Origin of the sequence: Olsenella massiliensis (assembly GCF_001457795.1) — a bacterium.
Lineage (GTDB): Bacteria > Actinomycetota > Coriobacteriia > Coriobacteriales > Atopobiaceae > Olsenella_F > Olsenella_F massiliensis.
This window is the reverse complement of the sequence record NZ_LN898211.1, coordinates 255829-279382: the sequence shown is the minus strand read 5'-3', so window position 1 is coordinate 279382 and position 23554 is coordinate 255829. Positions and strand designations below refer to the sequence as shown.

The 23554-nt window shown below is 68.6% G+C and carries 22 protein-coding genes and 4 tRNA genes; 20 read left to right on the top strand and 6 right to left on the bottom strand.

Annotated features, from left to right (window positions below; genetic code table 11):
• Nucleotides 1-131: 131 nt before the first annotated feature.
• From mazG to BN3001_RS05285, 5 genes are all read left to right on the top strand, one after another.
• Nucleotides 132-917: a nucleoside triphosphate pyrophosphohydrolase gene (mazG, locus tag BN3001_RS05300; RefSeq protein WP_328585290.1), complete on the top strand. Its 786-nt coding sequence runs from the start codon at nucleotides 132-134 to the stop codon at nucleotides 915-917.
• 218 nt (nucleotides 918-1135) lie between these two features.
• Nucleotides 1136-1936 carry an FtsB family cell division protein gene (locus BN3001_RS05295; protein WP_148362952.1) on the top strand — a complete coding sequence of 267 codons (801 nt, stop codon included), beginning with the start codon at nucleotides 1136-1138 and terminating at the stop codon, nucleotides 1934-1936.
• A complete protein-coding gene (locus BN3001_RS08185; protein WP_082630009.1) occupies nucleotides 1924-2235 on the top strand; it encodes a hypothetical protein in 312 nt (103 codons plus the stop codon). Before BN3001_RS05295 ends, BN3001_RS08185 begins: the two co-directional genes overlap by 13 nt.
• Before the next feature lie 66 nt (nucleotides 2236-2301).
• Nucleotides 2302-3036, top strand: coding sequence for a Ppx/GppA phosphatase family protein (locus BN3001_RS05290; RefSeq protein ID WP_082630008.1), 735 nt, complete (start codon nucleotides 2302-2304; stop codon nucleotides 3034-3036).
• Nucleotides 3037-3080: 44 nt separating this feature from the next.
• Nucleotides 3081-3165, top strand: a tRNA-Leu gene (locus tag BN3001_RS05285).
• A 97-nt stretch (nucleotides 3166-3262) separates the two neighbouring features.
• On the opposite strand, the gene BN3001_RS05280 is transcribed toward BN3001_RS05285, so the two are convergent.
• A tRNA-Glu gene (locus BN3001_RS05280) sits at nucleotides 3263-3337 on the bottom strand.
• 256 nt (nucleotides 3338-3593) lie between these two features.
• Between BN3001_RS05280 and BN3001_RS05275 the strand changes: the two genes are divergently transcribed.
• Both BN3001_RS05275 and BN3001_RS05270 read left to right on the top strand, forming a co-directional pair.
• Nucleotides 3594-5306: a UTRA domain-containing protein gene (locus BN3001_RS05275; RefSeq protein ID WP_058270762.1), complete on the top strand. Its 1713-nt coding sequence runs from the start codon at nucleotides 3594-3596 to the stop codon at nucleotides 5304-5306.
• Entirely contained in the window at nucleotides 5293-6315 is a 1023-nt protein-coding gene (locus tag BN3001_RS05270) for a transketolase family protein (RefSeq protein WP_058270761.1), read from the top strand. The genes BN3001_RS05275 and BN3001_RS05270 overlap by 14 nt, the downstream gene beginning before the upstream one ends.
• Nucleotides 6316-6336: 21 nt before the next feature.
• Here the strand turns inward: BN3001_RS05270 and BN3001_RS05265 are convergent, their stop codons facing one another.
• Both BN3001_RS05265 and BN3001_RS05260 read right to left on the bottom strand, forming a co-directional pair.
• Nucleotides 6337-7308: a hypothetical protein gene (locus BN3001_RS05265; RefSeq protein ID WP_058270760.1), complete on the bottom strand. Its 972-nt coding sequence runs from the start codon at nucleotides 7306-7308 to the stop codon at nucleotides 6337-6339.
• Nucleotides 7308-8402, bottom strand: coding sequence for a hypothetical protein (locus BN3001_RS05260; protein ID WP_058270759.1), 1095 nt, complete (start codon nucleotides 8400-8402; stop codon nucleotides 7308-7310). Before BN3001_RS05260 ends, BN3001_RS05265 begins: the two co-directional genes overlap by 1 nt.
• A 237-nt stretch (nucleotides 8403-8639) precedes the next feature.
• On the opposite strand from BN3001_RS05260, the gene BN3001_RS05255 reads away from it, so the two are divergent.
• A complete protein-coding gene (locus BN3001_RS05255; protein ID WP_058270758.1) occupies nucleotides 8640-9866 on the top strand; it encodes an iron-containing alcohol dehydrogenase in 1227 nt (408 codons plus the stop codon).
• Between the two features lie 165 nt (nucleotides 9867-10031).
• Here BN3001_RS05255 and BN3001_RS05250 read toward each other — a convergent pair whose 3' ends face one another.
• Together BN3001_RS05250 and BN3001_RS05245 are read right to left on the bottom strand one after the other, a co-directional pair.
• Nucleotides 10032-10961, bottom strand: a complete 930-nt coding sequence (locus tag BN3001_RS05250) for an HAD family hydrolase (RefSeq protein WP_058270757.1) — start codon at nucleotides 10959-10961, stop codon at nucleotides 10032-10034.
• Between the two features lie 55 nt (nucleotides 10962-11016).
• Nucleotides 11017-12585, bottom strand: coding sequence for a Mur ligase family protein (locus BN3001_RS05245; protein ID WP_058270756.1), 1569 nt, complete (start codon nucleotides 12583-12585; stop codon nucleotides 11017-11019).
• Between the two features lie 161 nt (nucleotides 12586-12746).
• Between BN3001_RS05245 and BN3001_RS05240 the strand changes: the two genes are divergently transcribed.
• From BN3001_RS05240 to nagB, 4 genes are all read left to right on the top strand, one after another.
• Nucleotides 12747-12822: transfer RNA gene (locus BN3001_RS05240), tRNA-Val, on the top strand.
• 54 nt (nucleotides 12823-12876) lie between these two features.
• Entirely contained in the window at nucleotides 12877-13632 is a 756-nt protein-coding gene (gene rph / locus BN3001_RS05235; protein ID WP_058270755.1) for a ribonuclease PH, read from the top strand.
• A 42-nt stretch (nucleotides 13633-13674) separates the two neighbouring features.
• Nucleotides 13675-14310 (top strand): RdgB/HAM1 family non-canonical purine NTP pyrophosphatase, encoded by a 636-nt coding sequence (gene rdgB / locus BN3001_RS05230; protein WP_058270754.1) that lies wholly within the window; start codon nucleotides 13675-13677, stop codon nucleotides 14308-14310.
• Between the two features lie 70 nt (nucleotides 14311-14380).
• Nucleotides 14381-15112, top strand: a complete 732-nt coding sequence (gene nagB, locus BN3001_RS05225) for a glucosamine-6-phosphate deaminase (protein WP_058270753.1) — start codon at nucleotides 14381-14383, stop codon at nucleotides 15110-15112.
• A 108-nt stretch (nucleotides 15113-15220) separates the two neighbouring features.
• On the opposite strand, the gene BN3001_RS05220 is transcribed toward nagB, so the two are convergent.
• On the bottom strand, nucleotides 15221-16315 hold the full coding sequence (locus BN3001_RS05220) for a M24 family metallopeptidase (RefSeq protein WP_058270752.1): 1095 nt from the start codon (nucleotides 16313-16315) through the stop codon (nucleotides 15221-15223).
• Between the two features lie 133 nt (nucleotides 16316-16448).
• Here BN3001_RS05220 and BN3001_RS05215 point away from each other — a divergent pair, with 133 nt between their 5' ends.
• From BN3001_RS05215 to upp, 8 genes are all read left to right on the top strand, one after another.
• Nucleotides 16449-16739 carry a Veg family protein gene (locus BN3001_RS05215; protein WP_058270751.1) on the top strand — a complete coding sequence of 97 codons (291 nt, stop codon included), beginning with the start codon at nucleotides 16449-16451 and terminating at the stop codon, nucleotides 16737-16739.
• A gap of 5 nt (nucleotides 16740-16744) precedes the next feature.
• On the top strand, nucleotides 16745-17677 hold the full coding sequence (locus BN3001_RS05210) for a 4-(cytidine 5'-diphospho)-2-C-methyl-D-erythritol kinase (protein ID WP_058270750.1): 933 nt from the start codon (nucleotides 16745-16747) through the stop codon (nucleotides 17675-17677).
• A 13-nt stretch (nucleotides 17678-17690) separates the two neighbouring features.
• Nucleotides 17691-17767 (top strand) — tRNA-Pro (locus BN3001_RS05205).
• Between the two features lie 363 nt (nucleotides 17768-18130).
• Nucleotides 18131-19198, top strand: a complete 1068-nt coding sequence (gene prfA, locus BN3001_RS05200; protein WP_058270749.1) for a peptide chain release factor 1 — start codon at nucleotides 18131-18133, stop codon at nucleotides 19196-19198.
• 15 nt (nucleotides 19199-19213) lie between these two features.
• A complete protein-coding gene (prmC, locus tag BN3001_RS08680) occupies nucleotides 19214-20818 on the top strand; it encodes a peptide chain release factor N(5)-glutamine methyltransferase (protein WP_058270748.1) in 1605 nt (534 codons plus the stop codon).
• Nucleotides 20819-20973: 155 nt separating this feature from the next.
• Nucleotides 20974-21453 carry a ribose 5-phosphate isomerase B gene (gene rpiB, locus BN3001_RS05190; RefSeq protein ID WP_058270747.1) on the top strand — a complete coding sequence of 160 codons (480 nt, stop codon included), beginning with the start codon at nucleotides 20974-20976 and terminating at the stop codon, nucleotides 21451-21453.
• 67 nt (nucleotides 21454-21520) lie between these two features.
• Nucleotides 21521-22789 carry a serine hydroxymethyltransferase gene (locus tag BN3001_RS05185; protein ID WP_058270746.1) on the top strand — a complete coding sequence of 423 codons (1269 nt, stop codon included), beginning with the start codon at nucleotides 21521-21523 and terminating at the stop codon, nucleotides 22787-22789.
• 86 nt (nucleotides 22790-22875) lie between these two features.
• Nucleotides 22876-23517, top strand: a complete 642-nt coding sequence (gene upp / locus BN3001_RS05180) for a uracil phosphoribosyltransferase (RefSeq protein WP_058270745.1) — start codon at nucleotides 22876-22878, stop codon at nucleotides 23515-23517.
• The last annotated feature ends 37 nt before the right edge of the window (nucleotides 23518-23554 follow it).

Genomic DNA, 23554 nt, shown 5'->3' with positions numbered 1-23554 from the left:
ACGGATCGCAGGCGGCGTCGCGGGACGCGGGCCTCTGCGCGGGGTCCCTGGACCGGCAGGCCCAGGAGGCCGACGAGTAGACGAGGGGGCGCGCGGGCTGCCCGGGGACGCACGCGGAGTTTGACCGGCTGGTGCGCACGATATGGCGGCTGCGGCAGCCAGACGGCTGCCCCTGGGACAGGGAGCAGACCCATGCGAGCCTCTCTGCGCACCTGGTGGAGGAGGCCTATGAGGCCGTCGAGGCCATCGCGGACGGCGACGTCGCCCATCTGCGCGAGGAGCTGGGCGACGTGCTGGAGCAGGTGCTGCTCCATGCGCAGGTGGCCGCCGACGAGGGCGCCTTCACCGTGGACGACGTCTGCCACGACCTCAACGAGAAGCTCGTGAGACGACATCCCCACGTCTTTGGCGCGCGAGCCCAGGACATGACGGCTACATCCGCCGACGCGGTGCTTGACATCTGGGACGACGTGAAGCGTCAGGAGCGCGAGGCCAAGGGCGCATCCGACGACGGCGAGACGTCAGGTCTCCTGGATAGCATTCCCGTCTCGCTCCCGGCGCTGCTGCAGTGCCAGAAGATATCAAAGCGCGCCGCCGCGGCGGGCTTCGAGTGGGAGGACGTCCGGGCGGTATGGTCCCAGGTGCAGAGCGAGCGCAGGGAGTTCGAGGCGGAGGCGCCAGGCAGCGAGGCGGCGGCGGAGGAGTTTGGCGACCTGCTCTTTGCGCTGGTCAACGTCGCCCGACACGAGGGCATCGACGCCGAGGGCGCGCTCGCCAGGAGTAACCGCAAGTTTCGCCGTCGCTGGGCGTTCATGGAGCGGCAGGCCCGCGAGCGGCAGGTCTGCCTGGACGAGCTGTCCGTACGGGAGCTCAACCAGCTCTGGGACGAGGCCAAGCGGCAGGAGCGCGGCGCCTAGGCTCGCCGGGAGCCGCCCGCCCACGGGGAGCCGTCGGCCTCACGGAGAGCTGTCGGTCCTACGGAGTTCGTGCCGGCTGGCCCTCGTCCCTCTGCGGCTTTGGTATAACTAGGACACGGGCGCCCGCAGGCCATGTTGGCACCTCTCCCGTCGGGTTCGCCCGTCGGGGAGGAAAGACGCGTTCCTGCCCAACCGACGATGAGACGAAGCAGAGTGGCATGAGCACTGACGAGCGGCACAATCCGGAGGAGCGGGCGTCAGCGACGTCGTCGTCGCCCATGCCGACCGAGCCTGCCGCTGCCGGCGCGTCCAGCGGGCTCGAACGCCCTCATCGCGGGACCAGGCGCGTGCGAGGAAAGATCGACAACAAGCCCCTCAAGACCAGGGGGGACTTTGACGATCTCGACTACCGGCAGCCTCGAAGCCGCCGTACGGCCACCGTGCCCAGACCCGGCACGGCCCCCTTCGTCGCGCGGGAGAAGACGCCTGGCCACCCTGCGCCGACGGCCGCTCGCGCACGCGCCGACGCGCGGGACCATGCGAAGGCGAACGGTCCCGGAGCCGCACCTCCCACGCCCTCGCTCAAGCGTCGCGCGGAGCATCTTCGCACCTGGGTTGGGGCGCATCCCCGCCGCTGCGTCGCCCTCGTCGCGCTGATGATCGCCCTCGTCGCGCTATACGGACCTACGCGCGACTACTACGTGGCCCGCAGGACGGGCGAGGTGCTCCAGCTCAAGTATGACCGAATCCTCTCGAAGAACGAGGCGCTTGCCAGCGACGTCAACCGCCTGCAGACGCGTGAGGGGATCGAGGAGGAGGCACGCAGGCTCGGCTACACGTCCAAAGGCTCCGACGCCGACGACTCGGGCGAGCATGCCGACGGCTCCACCGGGCAGGACGTCCCGCCGCAGACGGCCGACCCCTCGGCGCCCATGACGTACCCCGACGACCGCAGCTGGTATGTCCAGGCGCTAGACCTGGTGTTTTGCTATGACCCGGAGGCAACATGGAACGCGTAGCCTGCATTGACGTGGGCACGGTGACGGCTCGCCTTGCCGTGGCAGACCTCGAGGGCGGCATCGTCCGTCGTCTTGCCAAGAGCTCGACGATCTGCAACTTGGGCGAGGGGCTTGCCGCCTCGGGCCGCATCTCGTCGGCTGCTCGGCGTCGGGTGAGCGCCTGCGTCGACGGGTATCTTCGGGCGGCGCGATCGGCGGGCGCCGCGCACGTCTGCTGCACGCCCGGCTCTTATACACATCTAGATGTGTATAAGAGACAGCGCTTCACCTGTCCAACCCCAAGGACCTCTGTGGCCTAGGTGGGGGCGGGGCGCCGTCACGTTCAGAAGCGAGGGAGGCAGGTTCTGTCTCTTATCCACATCTAGATGTGTATAAGAGACAGCGAGCTGCTGGGCGCCCTGCGGGGTCGTGGCCTTGACCCCGAGGTCATCCCGGGCGAGATCGAGGGCCTCCTCACCTTTCTCGGCGTCGCCCAGGACCTTCCGGGCGAGCGCCTGCTCGTCGCCGACAGCGGGGGAGGCTCGACCGAGCTTGCCCTGGGACGCCTTGACGAGGCGGGAATCCCGGACGTCGAGCGCGTGTGCTCCACGAGCGTCGGCTGTCGTCGCATGACGGAGCGTTTTCTGCTGCGGGAGGACCCACCCGCCTCGCAGGACGTCGCCGCCGCCCGCGCCCACGCGGCGCGGGTCTTCGCCAAGGCGCTCAACGAGGGCGACTACCTGCGCACGAGGCCGCAGCGGCTGGTGGCGACAGGGGGCACCGCGACGAGCCTCGTCGCCGTCAAGGAGCGCCTCGTGCCGTATGACGCGACGCGCGTGCACCTTGCCGCGCTCACCGCGCGCGACCTTGAGGCGCTTCTCGACCAGCTGGCGGGCCTCAGCGTCGCGCGTCGCGCCGAGCTTCCCGGCCTGCAGCCGCAGCGGGCCTCGGTCATCGTGGCGGGGGCCGTCGCCCTGGCGGCGCTCATGGAGACGACCGGCTTTGATGAGCTGACCGTCAGCGAGAGCGATCTGCTCTTTGGGCTCGCCATCTGCGCGGGGCGGGCGCAGGAGGGCAGGGGGACGCCCGTGGGATGGACGCCCAGCCTCACCAGGCTCTAGCGCCTGGTCGTGCTAAGCTGCCAGTGCGACGGTTGCCGACGCGCGGGGGCGTGGCGGAATTGGCATACGCAGGAGACTTAAAATCTCTCGCCGCAAGGATTGTGGGTTCGAGTCCCACCGCCCCTACCATGCGCACTCTGGCAGTGAGGTGCCGCGGGTTCGCAGCGACGACGAGAAGCACGAACCCGCACGACTGAGCATCGCGCGGGTTCGCACATTTGACGGTTGGTGCCCCCAACGAGACTCGAACTCGTGTCGTCGCCTTGAAAGGGCGATGTCCTAACCACTAGACGATGGGGACGCGGCGCTTAGTATATCAGAGCGCGGCCTTAGGAGATCCCTGCCATCCTTCGCCAGGACGCGGCGTCAGGCGGCTCTCGCCATCCTGCCAAGGCGATGTGTTGATTCTCTTCTTCTCGCGACGCCCGATGCGGCCCAGGTCCTTCGGTACGTATCATGTATCAGGCTTGTATAGTCTATCTTGTATATCACTTGTCCAGCTTATGGACTCCAGCGGACGGGCCCGTTGACTCCTGGACAAGAAGGAGGGAGGAACGATGTCGCGTCAGAGGCCGTTCTTTCCCATGCCGGAGGGCGTGACGGGCCATGCGGGCGGCACGGCTGCGGGCGACGTCCCCGCGAGCCCCCTCTATCTGCAGATCAAGCTCATGATGCGCGACAAGATTGACGCGCGCACGTGGAGGGCGGGCGAGGCGATCCCGTCGGAGGCCGAGCTTTGCGCGCAGTTTCAGGTGAGCCGGGGAACCATACGACACGCGTTGAGAGAGCTCGCCCTGGAGGGCTACATCATCACCAAGAAGGGCAGCGGAAGCTTCGTGGCGCAGGGGGGGCTGCCCCGTCCCGCGGCCCATGTTCCGCTCTCGTTCGCCACGCTCCTTCACGAGCGCGGCATACAGTTCACGACGCGGGTGGTCACGCGCGAGGTCGTCGGCGCCCCCCGATCGATCGCCGCTCACCTGGGCGTTCTTGTCGGTGCGCCCGCGCTGTTCATGCGTCGCGTCCGCAGCGTGGGCGGCGATGCGATCGTGTGTCAGGAGAGCTGGTCAAACTTGGAGGTATGCCCCCGGCTCGACGAGGCGGACTTTGAGCGCGAGTCGCTCTTTGACGCCGTGCAGCGCTGCTCCGGAAAGAGGGTCGCCGCGTCAAACGTCCGGTATCTCTCCTTTGAGGCGGGGCCGGGACATGCGGCGCTCCTGTCCTGCGCCCCCTCTGACGCCCTGCTGGGGCTTGAGCAGGTCATTAGTTTGGATGACGGTTCCGTCGTCGAGTGGAGCCTCACCAGCCTGAGGCCCGGGACCTCGATCGTGGCGAGCGCCCTGCCGGACGACGTCACCCGAGGTCACCTGGAGACGGACGCCATCGTCCGGGGCGGCGATCGGCTGCAGGGAGGCCCGGGCAAAGAGGCGGCCCTCAGGCGACGGCTTGAGCTTCAGGCGCTGCAGGTGCGTCGTGACGTCGTGTCCCTGGCCCATCGCTATGAGGGCGTCCCCTTTCACCTGGGGGGAGCCCTCTCCATGGTCGAGATCGTGGTGGCCCTGCTCCTGCGGGTCATGAGGACGGGCAAGGACTCGACGCCGTGGGAGGAGCGCGACCGGCTCGTGCTCTCCAAGGCGCACGCCTCCGTGGCCCTCTATCCCGCGCTGCTCAGGGCGGGCCTCATCAGCCAGGACGACCTTGACCGCGGCCTGTTCGGTGAGGGGGCGGTGCTGTTCAAGCACCCCCAGCGCGACCCCTCGCGCGGCATCGAGACCTCGGGCGGAAGCCTGGGGATGGGCCTGGGCTACGCGGCGGGCCTCGCCCTTGCGCTGCGACGCACCCATCCGGGCGCGCGGACGTTCTGCATCGTCGGGGACGGCGAGTGCGAGGAGGGCTCCGTCTGGGAGTCCGCCGCCTTCGCGGGCTTCAAGCGCCTGGAAAACCTCACGGTGATCGTCGACGCCAACGGCATGCAGCTTGACGGGCCCACGTCAGAGATCATGGACAACGGTCCCATCCAGCGGAAGTTTGCCGCCTTTGGCTTTGAGACCCAGGAGGTGGACGGCCACGACGTCATGGCGCTCGTCCGGGCGCTGTCGCTGCGGACGGACCGCCCGCGCGCCATCGTCGCCCGCACGATCAAGGGCAAGGGCGTCTCGTTTGCCGAGAACAACGTCATCTGGCACGACAACGCCCTGTCGCGGGACGACTACGAGCGTGCCATGGGCGAGCTTGACGCCCGGGAGGAGGCCGTCCGTCATGGCAGAGGCTAAGGGTCAAACCACGAGGCGGGCGGCGGCGTCGGACCTGCTGGTGTCCGCCGAGGACGCGCGGCGTCTGGCGACGCTCTCCCACAAGGACGTCTTCGGGGAGGTCATGGGGCGCCTGGCGACGACCGACGCGAGCCTGTCCGTCGTCGTCTCGGACTACGGCCGCAGACTCAACCTGTCACGGTTTCGGGAGCTCTGCCCGGAGGGCTTCGTGCAGTGCGGCATCGCCGAGCAGAACCAGGTCGAGGTCGCCTCGGCCCTCGCCAACGAGGGCCTCACCACCTTCGCGCCCTCGTACGCCACGTTCATCACCTCGCGCGTGCTCGACCAGGTGAGGGTCAACCTGGGCATCATGGCGTCCCCGGTGACGCTCGTGGGAGTGGGATGCGGCTGCGACGCCGCCATCCTGGGAGCCAGCCACATGGCCCTCGAGGACCTGGGCGTCATGCGGCAGATTCCCGGCATGACGGTCGTGAGCCCCTGTGACAACGCGGAGTTCGCCGCGACCCTCCTTGAGCTGGGGCGCGCACCGCGTCCCGCCTACGTGCGCATGAACGAGGCCTGGGGGGCCAACCTTCATCCCGGGGGCGTGGGTCGCGCGCCCGGTCGCCCGCACCTCCTGCGCCGAGCCGCGGGCGCCCGCGTGGCCCTGGTGAGCACGGGCACCATCAGCTGTCGCGCCTTGAGGGCGGCCGAGCTCTTGGCCGCCGAGGGCATCGAGGCGAGCGTCCTCGCCCTGCCCACCGTCAAGCCCCTCGACGCGGGGGCGATCGACGCACTGGGGGCGCCCGCCCTGCTGGCGAGCGTCGAGGAGCATAGCGTCGTGGGTGGGCTGGGGTCCGCCCTCGCCGAGGTCCTCGCCGAACACGGCAGGGGGACCGCCCTGCTGAGGCTGGGGCTTCCCGACCGCTATCTTGAGGCCGACGCCCGCGACGCGGTGCTTGCGCGCGCCGGCCTTGACCCTGCGGGCATCGCCGCGCAGGTGCGTGACGGCTACAGGAGGGTGCGCTAGCGCCCTCTGCGGCGCGGGGCGCTAGAACTCAAACCCCGACCTCCGTGCGAAGGCGGCGGCGGACTCGGTCATCCCCGGCACCGACTCAACCCAGCTCACGAGGTCGGGCACGTCCACGATGATGGCGTCGGCCTCGTGGACGGCGAGCGTCGCCTCGTCAAAGCCGTAGGGTGCGGTGGCGGGGCGGTCGGGCATGTAGGGCTCCACGTAGACGGGGCGAAGCAAGGCAAAGACGCCGCCCTCGCAGAGGCGGTCGTAGCCGGCGAGCGCCCGCCGGGCCGCTGCGGGCCGCGCCAGCTTGAACAGGAGTATCAGCCGTGCGAGGCCCTGCCATGCGTCGCCTCGCCCCCCGAAGCGGGCGACGAGCGCCTCAAAGCCGGGCTCGTCCTCCAGGCGCGCGCATGCGAGCGCGGCGGTGTGACGGGCGCCCAGGCAGTCAAGGGGCGAGAGCCGCAAGAGCTCCAGGGCGCTCTTGCGCGCCCGGTCGTATCGGGCCGACTCGAGGTACGTCCGACAGATTGCGGCCTTCACGCGCAGCGCGGGACGACAGAGCACGTCGGACCACGGGTCTGCGCCCCGCCCGCCGTCGGCGGTCTCGAGGGACGGCAGGGCGTCCCGCTCGAGCCCCTTGAGCTGCCACAGGAGGTCGTCGGGGTCGAGGTCGCGCGCGATGAGCGCGCAGAGCCGCGCGTCAACGCAGGAGGGGTCCTGGCGCAGGATGGCGGCGCACGCCTCCTGCAGCGTCGAGAGGCGGACCTGGCGGGCGCGCAGATACTCCTCGTCGTCACGTGACTCATCCGCGCCGACCGACGCGGCGTAACGGTCAAGGGCGCGTCCCAGCAGGGCCATGGACTCATCTTGGGGGGCGCCCGCGAAGCGCTCTGGGTCATGGCGCACCGCAAGGAGCAGCTCGGCATAGGCGGCGTCGGACAGGCCCCGCCCCCTCCTCTGTCGCTGCGCGATGCGCAGGACGTATTCCTCCCTCGCGTCCATCAGGCGCCCCGCTCCTTTGAGGGGGCCGAGCCGCCCTCGTCACGTCCGTCCTGGGCCTGGGCGTCCCTGAACTCGTCGAGCTCCCGACGTTCGCGGGGCGAGAGCTCCTTGGCGACCTCGTCCATGACCCACGCGCCAAAGCTGCCCCTGCCACGTCGGTCGCGCCCCTCTTGCAGCAGCACGGTTGCCTCGGAGACCGCAACGATGAGCTCGTCCTCGCTCAAAGGGGGCAGGGCCAGCCGTGCGAAGACGCCGTCGGGCAGCTCCTTCTGCAGATAGAGCGTCGCGCGCGCCTGGGGGTATCCCTCGCAGACGCCGTGCAGCCATGAACGCGCGCGGGCGAGGTCGTCCTGCTTGTAGGCGAGCGCGCAGCGGGAGAGCTGGAGCCAGGCGTCCTGCGGCCGGCGGGGACGGTCCAGGTCCATCGCGCCGACGCGCCGCTCGAGCTCGTCGAGCCCCGTCGCATCCTCCAGCTTGGCGAGGGCGAGGGCCTGCGTAAAGCGGGCGTCCGCCGCGTCCGAGGGGTCAAGCGCCAACAGCCTCTCGCAGGCGTCGACGGCGGCGTGATTGTGGCCGCAGATCAGGGCCTTGGACGCCAGGGACGCCAGCCATCGCAGGTACGGGGCAAGGGCAAGGAAGGCCCCGAACGACGAGCGCTCATGGTTCCCCTCACAGAGGGCCCGCTCGCGGCGCTCCTCGCACTGGAGCCTCACCTGCTCCTGCCCCTCGAGGAGGAAGGCGTAGAAGGGCTCAAAGCCCACGATCAGGGCGGCCTGCCTCATGCGTCGGGCGTCGGCGTTGGCGGGGTCCAGGGACAGCGCCTCCTCGAGGAGGGTGTGGGCCCTTGAGACGATGCCCTCGGCGTCAGCGTCGTCGGCAAAGGGGAGCTCATAGTCTATGAGGTGGGCGGCATCCGCCATCAGATGGAAGGAGCGCTCCTCGTCGCTCTGGGGAAGCAGGTCGCTCTCCTGGTTGTAGAGACGCCCAAAGCGAGCGAAGGCGCGCAGCGCGTCATCCGCCTCCTGTCCGTCCAAGGTTCGGACAAAGCGCAGGGCCATCCTCTGATAGTCCTCCCTATGAGGGTCAAACGCCATGTGCCCGTGCCCCCTTGAAGACGTGAGTGGCTGCCGCTCGTATGCCCCCACATCCTACCCGACTTGCCTCGTCGACACGCGCGCCGCGGCTCGATGACACATCCACGGCGCAAGCTCGATTTTGCGTGGTGAAACAAGTTGGTTACAATAGGTAATTGTATGGCAGATGACATGTTTGCCATGCGTCCGGGCCTTAGGCCGGGACGTCGGACCGTTCGCAACGTGAGGGGGATTTACATGGGACGCTTTACCAATCCGCGTGACCTGTACTTTGGCGAGGGTGCCCGACACGAGGTGAAGAACCTCAAGGGCAGCAAGGCGGTCATCGTCTCGGGCGGCAGCAGCATGCGGCGCGGCGGCTTTTTGCAGGACGTGCAGGCGGACCTTGAGGCCGCAGGCATGGAGGTCAAGCTCTTCGAGGGCGTCGAGCCGGACCCCTCCGTTGACACGGTCATGCGCGGCGCCGCCTTCATGCAGGAGTTCGGCCCCGACTGGATCGTCGCCATCGGCGGAGGCAGCCCCATCGACGCCGCCAAGGCCATGTGGATCAAGTATGAGTACCCCGAGACCACGTTCGAGGACATGTGCAAGGTCTTCGGCCTGCCCAAGCTCCGCACCAAGGCCCACTTCTGCGCCATCTCCTCGACGTCGGGCACGGCGACCGAGGTGACGGCCTTCTCGGTCATCACCGACTACGAGAAGGGCATCAAGTACCCTCTCGCCGACTTTGAGATCACGCCGGACATCGCCATCGTCGATCCCGAGCTCACCTACACCATGCCCGCCAAGCTCTGCGCTCACACAGGCATGGACGCGCTGACGCACTCCCTGGAGGCCTACGTCTCCACGGCCGCCTCGATGTTCACCGACGCCAACGCCCTGCACGCCATCCGCGAGATCACCCAGTGGCTGCCCGCGTCCTTCGAGGGGCAGAAGGAGGCGCGCCAGCACATGCACGAGGCGCAGTGCATCGCGGGCATCGCGTTCTCGTCAGGCCTTCTGGGCATCGTGCACTCCATGGCCCACAAGACCGGCGCCGCCTTTGAGGGCGGGCACATCATCCACGGTGCCGCCAACGCCATGTATCTGGGCAAGGTCATCCAGTGGAACGCCAAGGACGCCCGCGCGAACGAGCGCTATGCCTTTGTCGCCAAGGACATCCTGCATCTTGAGGGCAGCACCAACGACCAGCTCGTCGAGAACCTCGTCCAGTACATCCGCGGCATGAACGACGCGCTCAAGATTCCGCAGTCCATCAGCAACTACGCCAACGGCGGCATCAAGGCCGACGAGACCGGCGAGCCCGTGATGGTGCCCGAGAAGGAGTTCCTCGAGAAGCTTCCCTCCGTCGCCGCCAACGCGGCGCTTGACGCCTGCACGCCCGAGAACCCCCGCGAGACCAAGCCGGAGGACTTCGAGAAGATTCTCAAGTGCTGCTACTTTGACGAGCCGGTCAACTTCTAGGGTCGCACGGACGAAGATACGCATGGTTTTGCAGGGGGCGCCCCGGGTGATGCCGGGGCGCCCCTCGTCATGCGAGGGGACGCCGCCCACAAGGCCGCGAGCGCGGGCAGCCGACCGCGCGCGTAGCGAGACCCGCGAACGATGGCCAGGCTCAGGAGCCGGGCGCTAGCGCAGGGCGAGGAGCGTGCGCAGGGCCTGGCAGAAGCCGTCGGTGGAGCCTGCCGCCGAGACGAACGCGCTACCGACGCCCGCGAGCGCCGCCTGTGCCTTGGGGTTGTCGATGCCGTTGCGCATGAGCATGAAGGTGCCCACCTCGCGGGCCATGCGGCAGTCGGCCGGCGAGTCGCCGCAGGCCAGGCACTCGTCGGGGTCCCATCCCTTGAGCTCGATGTAGCGTCTCACTGCCGAGCCCTTGTCGAGGCCGCGAGGCATGACGTGGTAGGTGTGGACATCCTCGACCTTGCCGCCCTCGAAGGAGGGCAGGATCGTCGCCCCCGTTATGCGACTCACGAAGCCGTTGTCGGCCAGGTAGAGGGGGAGCCCCGTCTCGTCTAGCATGGCCTGCGCCTCGTCCTCGACGACGGCGCCCCTGAGCGCGACGGTGACCTCGCGGTACTGATAGCCGATGTTGTTGTCGTGGTAGGTCTCAAGGCAGTCATACCAGCGCTCGAGCATGCGGTCGATGACGCCGGTCTCGGTGATGACGTCGTGGGGCGTCTTGCCGGAGGCCTCGTCGTAGGGCATGTCGGCCGTGAAGTAGTGCCAGGTGCCCGCCCCCGCCTCGCTCAGGCAGAGGATGCCGCCCATCTCGCCGATCCATCCGTCCATGCCCAGCAGACGTGCGTCCTCGCGGGCCATGGCGCGGTTGCGCCCGGTGCAGGTGATGACGTCAAGGCCCGCCCGCCGCGCGTCCACGAGCGTGCGGGCAAGCTCAAAGGAGGGAGTCCCGTCGCTGGCGACGAGGGCGCAGCTCGAGCTCAGCATGGTGCCGTCGGTGTCCGAGAACACGTGCCTGACGCGCGAGAGACGATCCGCCAGGTCCTCGGGAAGAGACGAGGCGTCGGTGGGGAAGGTGGGAAGTGACAGGGCGGGCATGTGCCCTCCTTTCGCTGGGCCGTGCGTCCGGGCGGGCGCGGCAGGCTCCTCTGGGTCAGGACGACGTCGTCGCCAGGTGGTCCGCGACCGCCCGCCTGAAGAGCGTGGCGTCCGTCTCGCAGGGCACAAACGCGTCCCCCTCGTGCTGAAGGGTCTCGTCCCCCTTTGCCAGCAGGCAGACCAGGGCGCCCGTCGGGCTGGAGAACGCCAGGTCAACGGCACGACGTATGGCCGCCTCGCGGTCGAGGACGATGTCGTGGGGCGTGTCGGGGGGCGTCGCCTGGGACAGCTGGGCGCAGATGCTCGCCACGTCCTCGCAGGCGGGGTCCTCCTCCGTGTAGATGAGGTGGTCGGCCCAGCGCGCCGCCTCCCGGGGCAGCTCGACGCGCCGCTCGAAGGCCTTGCCGCCCGGGGCCCCAAGCACCGCGATGATGGCCCTGCCGGCGAACTCCTCGCTCATGGACGCAAAGAAGCGCTGGTACGAAAGCTTGTTGTGGGCGTAGTCCACGATGCCCGTCACCCGGGGGTCAGCGGTGGGGAGCAGCTCCATCCTGCCGGGGACCACGGCGCGCGCCAGCCCCCGGGCGATCTGGTCGGGACTTGCGCCCACGTCCTCGCAGGCCGCGATGGCGCACAGGGCGTTCTCGACGTTGAAGCTCCCGGGCATGGGCAGCGTGAGCTCGCGCTCCCATCGAGGGGTGTGCGCCACAAAGCGCAACCCGTCCCCGGTGGAGGTCACGTCGCGCGCCCAGACCTCGGCAAAGCCAGGCGCCGCATGGGTCCCGGCCGAGAAGCGCGTCACGCGCTCGCAGGCCGCCGCCCTCGCCGCGCGCTCGACCCTGGCGGCATGGTCCATGTCAAGATTGACCACCGCTGTGCGCGACTGGTCAAAGATGCGCAGCTTGCTGTTGAAGTAGTCCTCGAAGCTGGGGTGCTCGGCCGGCGAGATGTGGTCGCGACCAATGTTGAGGAAGCAGCCCACGCTCAGGCCAAGCCCCACGACGCGCTCATACTTGAGCGCCTGGCTCGAGACCTCCATGACCAGATAGGGAAGGCCCGCGGCGACCGCGTTGGCAAGGTGGCGCCAGAGGTCGGGGGCCTCGGGCGTGGTGTTGACGCTCTCAAAGCGCTCCACGCCGTCAAAGGTCTCGATGGACCCCAGGATGGCGGCGCGCGCCCCTCCGTCCGTCGCGCCCGCGTCCAATATGGAGCGAATCATGTAGGTGCAGGTGGACTTGCCCTTGGTGCCCGTGACGCCGATGATGCGGAGGTGACGCTCGGGGTGCCCCCAGGCCTCAGCGGAGACGAGGGCCATCGCCCGTCGCAGCTCCTTGTCAGGCACCACGAGGGCGCAGGCGTCGGGGGCGACAACCGCAAGCTCGGCGGCGCGGCTCTCGGCGCAGAGGTATGCGCCGCAACCCGCCGCGAGCGCGTCGGCAAGATAGGAGGGCCTGAACGCGGCTCCCTTGCAGACGAAGAGGCGGCCCGCCCCCGCGCGGCGCGAGTCGCAATCCACGCCGCAGACGCCCTCGTCGTCTCCCTGCGGGCAGCGCGCGAGCCGGGCGTCGATGCCCTCCTCGCGAAGCAGGTCGGCCAAGGCGGTCAGTGTGGTGTTCGTCTTCATGGGGCTAGTATAGCCCGCGCGGGCGTCGCAAGACCGGCTCGTCTCGCGCCTGCGCCCGCCACGGGTGGCCTCGCGCGTCCTTGTGCGGCGCCTGGCTGCCTGACGCAGCCCCGTGACGGCCGGGGGCGCCTGTCGCGCTGTGCTACACTCCTGGTGCGCACGGGCGATTGGCGCAGTGGCTAGCGCAGGTGCTTTACACGCACAAGGTCGGGGGTTCGAATCCCTCATCGCCCACCACGAACGCCCCGGGCCTCGCATGAGGCCCGCTTGGCGTCGTCGAGAAGAGGTGCCATGCCCCAGAACCCTGGCGCCCCGCTGTCATGCGGGCGCTCCCACGACCGACGTCCCGACCAGATGAGGCCCGTCAAGCTCACGCCGGGCGTCATGAAGCACGCGGACGGCTCCTGCCTGGCGGAGTTCGGGGACACGCGCGTCATCTGCACCGCCGTCATCGAGGAGGGCGTGCCGCCCTGGCGCAGGGCGTCGCGGCAGGGTTGGGTCACCGCGGAGTACGCCATGCTCCCCGCCGCCACCAACACGCGCGGCAAGCGCGAGTACCGCGGCAGGAAGGGCCGGTCGATGGAGATCGAGCGGCTCGTGGGCAGGAGCCTGCGCGCCGCCGTGGACCTCAGGCGCCTGGGCGAGCTCACGGTGACCTGCGACTGCGACGTCATCCAGGCTGATGGGGGGACGAGGACCGCGTCGATAACCGGAGCCTGGGTCGCCCTGCATGACGCCCTCATGAGCTGGGTGCGCTCTGACAGGATCAAGCGCCTGCCGCTCACGGGCCAGGTGGCGGCCGTCAGCGCGGGGCTCGTCGGGGGCCAGGCCCTGCTCGACTTGGACTATCCCGAGGACAGCCACGCCCAGGTGGACCTCAATCTCGTGGGAACGGACTGCGGCGGCATCGTCGAGGTGCAGGGCACCGGCGAGGGCGCGACCATGGGGCGCGACCAGCTTGACGTCCTTATCGACCTGTGTCAGGCGGGCGTGGCGCAGCTCGTCCGCCTGCAGAGGGACGTGACGGGCTTCGAGCGTTTTTCATAGACATCTGGGCCGCGACGCGGCATGACGCAAGGAGACCTCCCCATGACAGACCTCGACCTCTCGACGCTTGACCGGGCCACGACGGTGGTCGTCGCGACGGGCAACGCCCACAAGGTGGGCGAGATCACGGCCATCCTCTCCCCAAGGCTCACGGACGCGCGCTTTGTCGCCCTGGGCGACCTGGGCTCCTATCCGGACCCCGTGGAGGACGGCGCGACCTTTCATGACAACGCGCTCATCAAGGCCCGCGCCGCCCTGGACGAGACGGGCCTCACCATGGCCGTGGCCGACGACTCCGGCCTCTGCGTTGACGCGCTGGGAGGGGCGCCCGGCATCTTCTCGGCGCGCTGGGCCGGCGAACACGGCAACGACGACGCCAACAACGACAAGCTCCTGCGCGAGATGGCCGACGTCCCAGAGGGGGAGCGGACCGCCCACTTTCACTCGTCCGTCGTGTTCGTGAGGCGTGACGAGGACGGCGAGGAGGTCATCTCGGGCGAGGGGGACTGCCCCGGCAGCATCGGTCTCGCGCGGCGGGGGAGTCACGGGTTTGGCTACGATCCGCTCTTCGTGCTCGACGACAGGCCGGGCGTCACGATGGCCGAGCTGGACGCCGGGCAGAAGAACCAGATCTCGCACCGGTATCGCGCGCTGGCCGACCTTGCCGCCAAGCTGTGAGTGGCCCCCATAGGCACCATCGTCAGCGATGACGTCATGCCATACCGTTCGAGCAGGAAGGATGCACGCAATGAGAATCGTCAGGGCACATGATTACGACGACATGAGTCGCAAGGCGGCCAACATCATCTCCGCGCAGGTGACACTCAAGCCCGACAGCGTCCTGGGGCTTGCCACGGGATCCACCCCCCTGGGCATCTACGCCCAGCTCATCGAGTGGTATGAGAAGGGCGACCTGGACTTCTCGCAGGTCTCCACCTTCAACCTGGACGAGTATCGCGGGCTCGCCCACGACGACCCCCAGAGCTACCATCACTTCATGCGCGCCAACTTCTTTGACCGCATCAACATCGATCCCGCCAACACGCACGTGCCGGACGGTTCCAACCTCGACGCCGAGGGGGTCTGCGCCGCCTATGACCGCAGCGTGGCCGATGCCGGCTACCCCGACCTGCAGCTTTTGGGCATCGGGCGCAACGGGCACGTGGGCTTTAACGAGCCGGGCGCGGTCTTCTCGAAGGGAACCTATTGCGTGGACCTCACGCCCAGCACCATCGAGGCCAACAGCCGCCTGTTTGACCGGGTCGAGGACGTTCCGCGCCAGGCCTATACGATGGGCGTCCAGACCATCATGTTCGCCCGCAGCGTCCTGGTGGTCGCCAGCGGCGAGGAGAAGGCCGACGCCGTGCGCGCCATGTGCCTGGGTCCCGTCGACCCCCAGTGCCCCGCCTCCATCCTGCAGCTGCATGCTGCCTGCACCGTCATCGCGGACGAGGCGGCGCTCTGCAAGATGCCCGCCTGACGCCAGGCGCGACGTCGCGAGGGCGCAGGCACGCCCCTGGTCTTGACTCATGCCCGCAGCGCCCCGGACGGCCGTCCGGGGCGCGTCAGCCTCAGGTGAGGGGGCAGGTCACACGTCCAGCACCAGCGGGGACTTGGGATAGCTGTTGATGACCTCGCAGCCGTCCTTTGTGACGATGACGAGGTCCTCGATGCGCACGCCCATCTCGCCCGGAAGATAGACGCCCGGCTCTATGGAAAAGCACTGGCCGGGCCTAACGGGCTCGTCATGGGTCGCGGACACGTCTCCCGGCTCGTGGTCAACCAGGCCGATCTGATGCCCCAGCCTATGCGTGAAGTTGGGCCCAAACCCCGCCTCCTCGATGACGGCGCGGGCGCAGCGATCTATGTGGGCAAAGGTCACGCCGGGGGCGACAAGCGCCTCGGCCGCCTCGTTTGCCCGGCGGACCGCGTCATAGACGGTCAGCTGCCGTCTTGTGGGCGCTGCCGTGAAGAAGGTCCTCGTCATGTCCGAGCAGTACCGCCGGCGCCTGCAGCCCACGTCAAAGAGGACCATGTCCCCGGGCCGCAGGGTCGTGTCGTCCGGCTCGTGATGGGGGTCCGCGGCGTTGGCCCCAAAGCTCACGATGGGCGAGAAGGAATGGCCCTCGGCGCCCAGGCGACGATACTGCGCCAGCAGGCCCTCGGCGATCTCGCGCTCGCTCACGCCCACCCTGACCTGCGAGGCAAGCCAGCCCATCGCCTCGTCGTTCACCAAGCTCGCGGCGCGCATGAGCTTCTGCTCCCGGGGCGACTTGATGGAGCGCGCCTCGTCCACCGCCCGTGACGCCAGCGCCCAGCCGTTGCCGGCCCCGGCCTCCATGAGGGGGAGCAGCCAGCGCGCCTCAAGGGCCTTGTCCACGCCCAGGCGCGCGTCGGCGTCAACGCGGGAGGCCACGAGCGGCACGGGGTCGTCCGTGTCGGAAAAGGTCACGACCTCGTCGGCCGCGCCCTCAGGGTCGGGAAAGAGGCGGTTGGCAAAGAGGGTGCCCCGCGCCGCCCCGCTCGCAGGGTCCCTCGTGACGAGCAGGCCGAGGAAGCGCTCAAAGGGTTCGGTGTGATAGCCCGTGAGCCACCAGATGGAGAGAGGGTCGCAGACGAGCATCTGGGAGAGTCCGAGATCCGCGAGTCCTCGCAGCACGGCATCTGCGCGTGAGGTGTCCATATATGCAGGCTCCTATCCCTTTCATGAACGATTGGCGACGGGCACGACGACCCATCGTCCATGGCCTAAACTATATCCTTGCACCTATTCTGGCGCCATTTTGGGCATTTTGGCGCTCGCTTTGGAGGACCGCATGGATTCAGAGGCATCACCGGCCAACAGGGTCGACCGGATTCGCGACGAGCTCACGGAACTGCGGGGCAATGCGCTGCGAGTTCGCGCCAACCTGGGCCGCTCGCGCATCGTGGAGCGCACGGGAACGCTCATCGGCACCTATGACGCGCTGTTCATCATTGAGGTCGAGGAGCGCCGCGGACGTACCTCTCGCCAGTCGTACCAGTACGTCGACGTCCTCACCTCGACGGTCGAGCTCTACGATCCGGACACGGGTGAGCGCCTGCTGGACTTCACCGGCCTGGAGTAGGCGACGTGGCCCGCTCCGTCGTGCTGCGCGCACCTGCGAAGGCCAACCTGCACCTGGGCATCTATCCGGGACGGGACGAGCGGGGCTACCATCGCGCGGACTCGATAATGGTCGCGCTCAGCGTGGCCGACGAGGTTCGGGTGAGCGAGCTCGATAACGCCGACGATGGCGATGCTGCCGCCGACGACCTGCTCCCCCGACTCACACTGAGCGAGGACGTGGGGGTGCCCGCCTCGCGGAACACGGCCTGGGTGGCCGCCCGCTGTCTGTGCGAGGCCTTTGGGCGAAGCCCGCGCTATGCCGTGCGCCTGACGAAGCGCATTCCGCCGCGCAGCGGCCTGGGCGGCTCCTCCTCAGACGCGGCCGGAACCATCCTGGGACTCTGCCGGCTCTGGGGCATGAGCCCAGCGCAGGCGGCGGGCGACGCGCGCGTGGTGAGGGTTGCTCGTTCCGTCGGCGCCGACGTGCCGTTCTTCCTGAGGCCCGACCCCACGCTGCTTGTGGGGAGGGGCGACGTCCCCGCGCGGTCGTTCCCGAGCCTCGCGGGCGTGCCCGTCGTGCTGCTGCGGCCCCCGTGCGGCGTGAGGACGCCCGAGGCGTACCGGGCGTATGACGAGGAGCCGAGCACGCCGCAGGACCCGGGGCCCCTCGAGGAGGCGCTCGAGCGCGGTGACGTCGTGCGCGTGGCGACGTCGCTGCACAACAACCTGGCGCCCGCCGCCGAGCGCCTGGTTCCCGCCTGCGGCGAGGCGCTGTCCTGGCTGCGGGGCCAGAGGGGCGTGATGGGCGCGCAGCTCACCGGATCGGGCAGCTGCGCGTTCGCAATCGTGGACGGAACGCCCGCCGCTCGGCGCATCGTGCGCGCCGCGCGCGTCTGGCGCCCCGGCTGGTGGGCAATCTCGTGCGAGACAGTTGGATCTGGCACGCAGTTCTGCTAGAGTGGCTCCGTTACGGGACGTAGCGCAGTTTGGTAGCGCGCACGGTTCGGGACCGTGAGGTCGCTGGTTCGAATCCAGTCGTCCCGACCAGAAACAACAGGCCAGAGGCATAAAGCCCCTGGCTTTTTTATCTTGGGCACAAGCTGGGCATGAGCATCGTCTCCGACCTGAGCAAGCTACGTCAATTGCGCGAGTCGATCCATGCCTCACGCATCTCATGCTGTTTTGGCCAGCTCTACCTGTCGAACGTTAGCAGTGGACGACTGGGGTGACTCAGCCCCGTATAGCCGTTCGTGGCCGCTTACTTTGCACTGCGGCCGGCAGCCCATCCCTCTGCAACCGTACATGGGCGGCCCCTCTTTGCCAGCGCAGCCATATTAGAGAGCAAGCATGCCGGGTGACGCCTCGCCGCCGTGGTAGACTTTGAGCGCTGACGACCTGAGGAGACGTGTCATGCGTGACAAGCTGAAAAAGCTCATCGAGGCCTACGAGGAGCTCGAGAAGAGGATGATGGATCCGGCCGTCGTGTCGGACCCCAAGGAATACGCGCGCATCGCCAAGGAGCATGCCAACCAGTCCGAGCTCGTGGAGAAGGCCCGCGAGTACCTGGGCGCGCTCGACGACATCGACGCGGCCAAGGAGATGCTGCGCGAGACCTCCGAGACCGATGAGAAGGAGATGCTCCAGGCGGACATCTCCGAGAACGAGGCGAAGCTTCCGGGGCTCGAGGACACCATCAAGGTCATGCTCATCCCCGGCGACCCCAACGACGAGAAGGACACCATCGTCGAGATCAGGGCTGGCGTCGGGGGCGACGAGGCGGGCATCTTTGCCGGCGACCTCTTTGCCATGTACGAGCGCTTCGCCGCCTCGCGCAGGTGGAAGGTCGAGGTCCTCTCCGCCAGCCCGTCCGAGGCCGGCGGCTACAAGACCATCGAGTTCAAGGTCCTGGGCGACAAGGTCTACTCCGTGATGAAGTACGAGAGCGGCGTCCATCGCGTCCAGCGCGTCCCCAAGACCGAGAGCCAGGGTCGCATCCAGACCTCCACGGCCACCGTCGCCGTGCTTCCCGAGGCCGATGACATCGACATCGACATCAAGGACGAGGACCTGCGCATTGACACCTACTGCGCCTCGGGACCCGGCGGCCAGGGCGTCAACACGACCTACTCGGCCGTGCGGATTACGCACCTGCCGACCAACACCGTGGTGCAGTCGCAGGACCAGCGCTCGCAGATCCAGAACCGCGAGGTCTGCATGCAGATGCTCCGCGCCCGCCTGTACGAGGTGGAGCTTGAGCGCCAGCAGGCCGAGCAGGGCGCCAGCCGCCTTGCGCAGATCGGCCATGGCAACCGCTCCGAGAAGATTCGCACCTACAACCAGCCTCAGGACCGCGTGACCGACCATCGCATCGGCTTCAACGGCACCTATAACGGCGTCCTGTTGGGCGACACGCTTCCCTCCGTGATCGAGGCCCTCGCGGCCGCCGACCGCGCCGAGAAGCTCGCACAGGCAGTCTAGGCAGGGCGCTCGGGCATGGACGGGCAGGAGAGGGGGGCCGGCGCGCGTCCCCGGGCCGACGAGGCGTGGACCGTCAAGCGCATGCTCGACTGGACTCGCGACTACCTTGAGGCGAGGGGGGACGACCATCCCCGCCTCTCGGCGGAGTGGCTCATCAGTGACGCCTGCGGCCTGTCGCGCATCGAGATCTACACGAAGTTTGACCACGTGCTGACGTCGGCGGAGCTCGACGCCATGCGCTCCGGCGTCCTCAGGCGCGGCCGGGGGGAGCCCCTGCAGTACGTCACGGGCGAGATGCCCTTCAGGCACATCGTGGTGCGCTGCGAGCAGGACGTGCTCATCCCGCGCCCCGAGACCGAGGTCCTGGTGGACGCGGCGCTTGCGGGCGTGGACGCGGCGCGGGCGGCCGGCCACGCGGCCCACGTGCTCGAGCTGGGCTGCGGCTCGGGCTGCATCGCCTGCTCCGTGGCCTGTGAGCGCCCGGGCACCAGGGTGGTTGCCACGGACCTCTCGCCCCATGCCGTGAGTCTGACCAGCCGCAACCGAGACGCCCTGGGCCTCGCGCGCTCGATAGACGTCATCGGCTGCGACCTGGCCGAGGACGTGGACGCGTCTCTCATGGGAACCTTTGACGTGCTCGTCTCAAACCCGCCCTACATTCCCAGCGCCCTGGTTCCCACCCTGCCCGCCGAGGTGTCCGCCTTTGAGCCGACGCTTGCCCTGGACGGCGGGAGGGATGGCTTGGACGTGTTTCGTCGCATCCTCGCGCTGGCCCCCGCGGCGCTGCGGCCGGGCGGCCTCATGTGCGTGGAGCTCTTTGAGGGCAACGTGGCCGCGGCGGCCGAGCTCACGCGCGCGCAGGGCGGCTGGGCGTCGGTCGAGGTGCGCCAGGACCTCACGCGCCGCCCCCGCGTGCTCGCCGCCCTGCGGGAGGGAAGCCTGAAAGAGGGAGGAACCATGGTGGAGCGCACCAAGGTGCTCGGCGTCAACCAGGACGACCCCAGCCCCGTGCTCGTGCGGGACGTGGCGCACGTGCTCTTGGAGGGGGGCGTGGTCGTCATGCCCACCGACTCCGTCTATGGCATCGGCTGCGCCGCCATTCCCCATAACCCCGCCCTCGGGCGCATCTTCACGATCAAGCGCCGCGACCCGGCCCAGACGCTGCCCTGGCTCGTCGCGGACGTTCGCGACCTGTCCATCTATGGCGACGACGTTCCCGCGTGGGCCCAGGTCCTCGCCCGGGAGCTTTGGCCGGGCGCGCTCACGCTCGTCGTCAAGGCGAGCCGACTCGTTCCCCAGGAGTATGCGCTCGCCTCACCGGACGGTGGCGAGCCCACCATCGCCCTGCGCTGCCCCGCCTCCGCGCTCGTGCGCGGCGTCGCGCGGGAGCTGGGCGTGCCCCTGGCCACCACGAGCGCCAACACCCATGGGGAGGCCTCGGCTACGTCGGGCGCCGAGGTCGAGGAGCGGCTCGTGCGGATGGCCGACCTCACCCTGGACGCGGGCCCGGCGCCGCTGGCGGTGGCCTCGACGATTGTCGACTGCACGGGGACGGAGCCTCGCATCCTGCGGGAGGGCGCCATCTCACGGGATCGAATCTTTCACTTGCTGGGCCTGTGACGGTCTCTGCCTCGTCGTCAGGACGCCCCCCGGAATCCGTCACGCCTGACCGATGCCCTGACGGACGTCCTGGCGGGCAGGTGCCATGCGCTACACTGCCCATAGGAATGCCCAATCTGGGCAGGGTGCCCGCCGTCGTAGCGAAGGAAGACGTCATGAGAATAGCCATTGGGTCTGACCACGGTGGATTCGACCAGAAGGAGCCTCTCGCCGCATACGCGCGCTCGCTGGGCCACGAGGTCATTGACATGGGCCCCGCGACCGGGGGCCGTTGCGACTATCCCGACTATGCCGACAAGGTCGCTCGCTACGTCGCTGCCGGCAAGGCCGACCGCGGCATCCTCATCTGCGGGACGGGCATCGGGATGGCCATCACGGCCGACAAGGTGCCCGGCATCCGCGCCGCCGTCATCCAGACCCCTCAGTTTGCCCAGCTCTTCCGCGAGCATAATGACGGCAACGTGCTCTGCATCTCGGGGCGCTTCACGGAGCTCGACGTCAACAAGGAGATCGTTCGCATCTTCCTGACGCAGGAGTGGGAGGGCGGTCGTCATGCCGTCCGCGTCGAGAAGGCCATGCGCGAGAACGACCCCGACTTCCATGGCGTGGGAGAGGATTTCCAGGCAGAGAACTAATGCTTGAGGGGCCCGGCTCGCCCGTACCATAGGTGGTGCTGCGTGTCCCCGTCGGAAAGGAACATGGATGACAGACTATCTCGCGGGCCTTCGCGCCCAGGACCCTGCGGTCGCGGAGCTCGTCGGCGAGGAGCTCGCTCGCCAGCGCGACTCCATCGAGCTCATCGCTTCCGAGAACTTCGTCTCGCTGGCCGTCATGCAGGCCGTGGGGACCCCTCTTACCAACAAGTATGCCGAGGGGCTGCCCGGCAAGCGCTACTACGGCGGCTGCTGGGCGGTGGACAAGGTCGAGAACCTTGCCATCGACCGCGTCAAGCAGCTCTTTGGCTGCAACTTTGCCAACGTCCAGCCTCACTCGGGAGCCCAGGCCAACTATGCGGCCGAGTCCGCCTTTGCCAAGCCCGGCGACGCCATCATGGGCATGGACCTCTCGAACGGCGGTCACCTGACCCACGGGTCGCCGGCCAACTTCTCGGGCAAGCTGTTTGACGTCCAGAGCTATGGACTCGACCCCGACACCGAGCGCATCAACTACGACGAGGTGGCAGAGAGGGCGCAGCGCTGCCATCCCGCCGTCATCATCGCTGGCGCCTCCGCCTACCCGCGCCTGATCGACTTTGAGCGCTTTGCCAAGATCGCCCATGACAGCGGCGCGATCCTCATGGTCGACATGGCCCACATAGCCGGCATCGTCGCCGTGGGCCTGCACCCCAGCCCCATCCCCTTTGCCGACGTCGTGACCTCCACGACCCACAAGACCCTGCGCGGCACCCGCGGGGGCATCATCCTGTGGAACGACCCCGCATACTCCCGACGCCTCAACTCCGCCGTCTTCCCCGGCTCGCAGGGCGGCCCGCTCGAGCACGTCATCGCCGGCAAGGCCGTCGCCTTTGCCGAGGCGCTCCGGCCTGAGTTCAAGACCTACATAGGGCAGGTGCTCATCAACGCCAAGGCCCTGGGGCGCGGCATGGAGTCTCGCGGCATTCGTCTGGTCACGGGCGGCACGGACAACCACCTGGTCCTCGCCGACCTCACGAAGGTCGCGGACGGTCAGGTCAGCGGCAAGGATGCCGAGCAGGCCCTCGAGCGCGTGGGCATCACCGTCAACAAGAACACCATCCCGGGCGAGCGCCGCTCGCCGTTTGTCACGAGCGGCATCCGCGTGGGCTCGGCGGCCGCCACGACCCGCGGCTTCGGCGAGCAGGACTGTGAGCGCATCGGCGAGCTCATCGGCGACGTCGTCGCACACATCGATGACGAGCGGGTGCTCGACCGCGCGGAGGCCGAGGTCAAGGAGCTTCTCGCCCCGCACCCCCTGTATCCCGAGCTGGGCTAGAATCTCCTCGGCGCACCTGACGCCCCGGCGCTCTGCGGCACGTCACGCGCGTCCGGGCGCCCACATGAGAAGAGAGGACTTCGCGCATGGATTTTGACACGAGTCGCCTGACGATCATCGACCACCCCCTTGTCCAGCACAAGCTGCACATCCTCAGGGACAAGGGCACGTCCACCAAGCAGTTTCGCGAGCTGGTGAGCGAGCTGGCCATCTTCGAGGGCTACGAGGCCATGCGTGACTTCCCGCTCGAGGACGTCGAGGTCCAGACGCCCCTCGAGACCACGGTCTGCAAGCGCATCGCGGGCAAGAAGGTTGCCATCATCCCGATTCTGCGCGCCGGCCTTGGCATGGTTGACGGCCTGCTCTCCCTCGTGCCGGCGGCGCGCGTCGGGCATGTGGGGATGTATCGTGACCCCGTCACGCACGAGCCCCATCAGTACTACTGCAAGTTTCCCCCCGACATCGAGAGTCGCACCTGCCTCGTCGTCGACCCGATGCTCGCCACGGGCGGCTCGCTCACGGCCGCGATCCAGTTCCTACGTGAGGCGGGCGTCAGGGACGTGCGCGCCCTCACCCTGGTGAGCGCCCCCGAGGGCGTCAAGGCGGTGCTCGACTTTGACCATGACGTGCGTCTGTACACCTGCGCCCTCGACCGCGAGCTCAATGAGTCCGCCTACATCCTGCCTGGTCTGGGCGACGCGGGCGACCGCATCTACGGGACGCTCTAGGCGGGAAAAGCGCGCCTTTGGGCATCGCGGCTCAAGG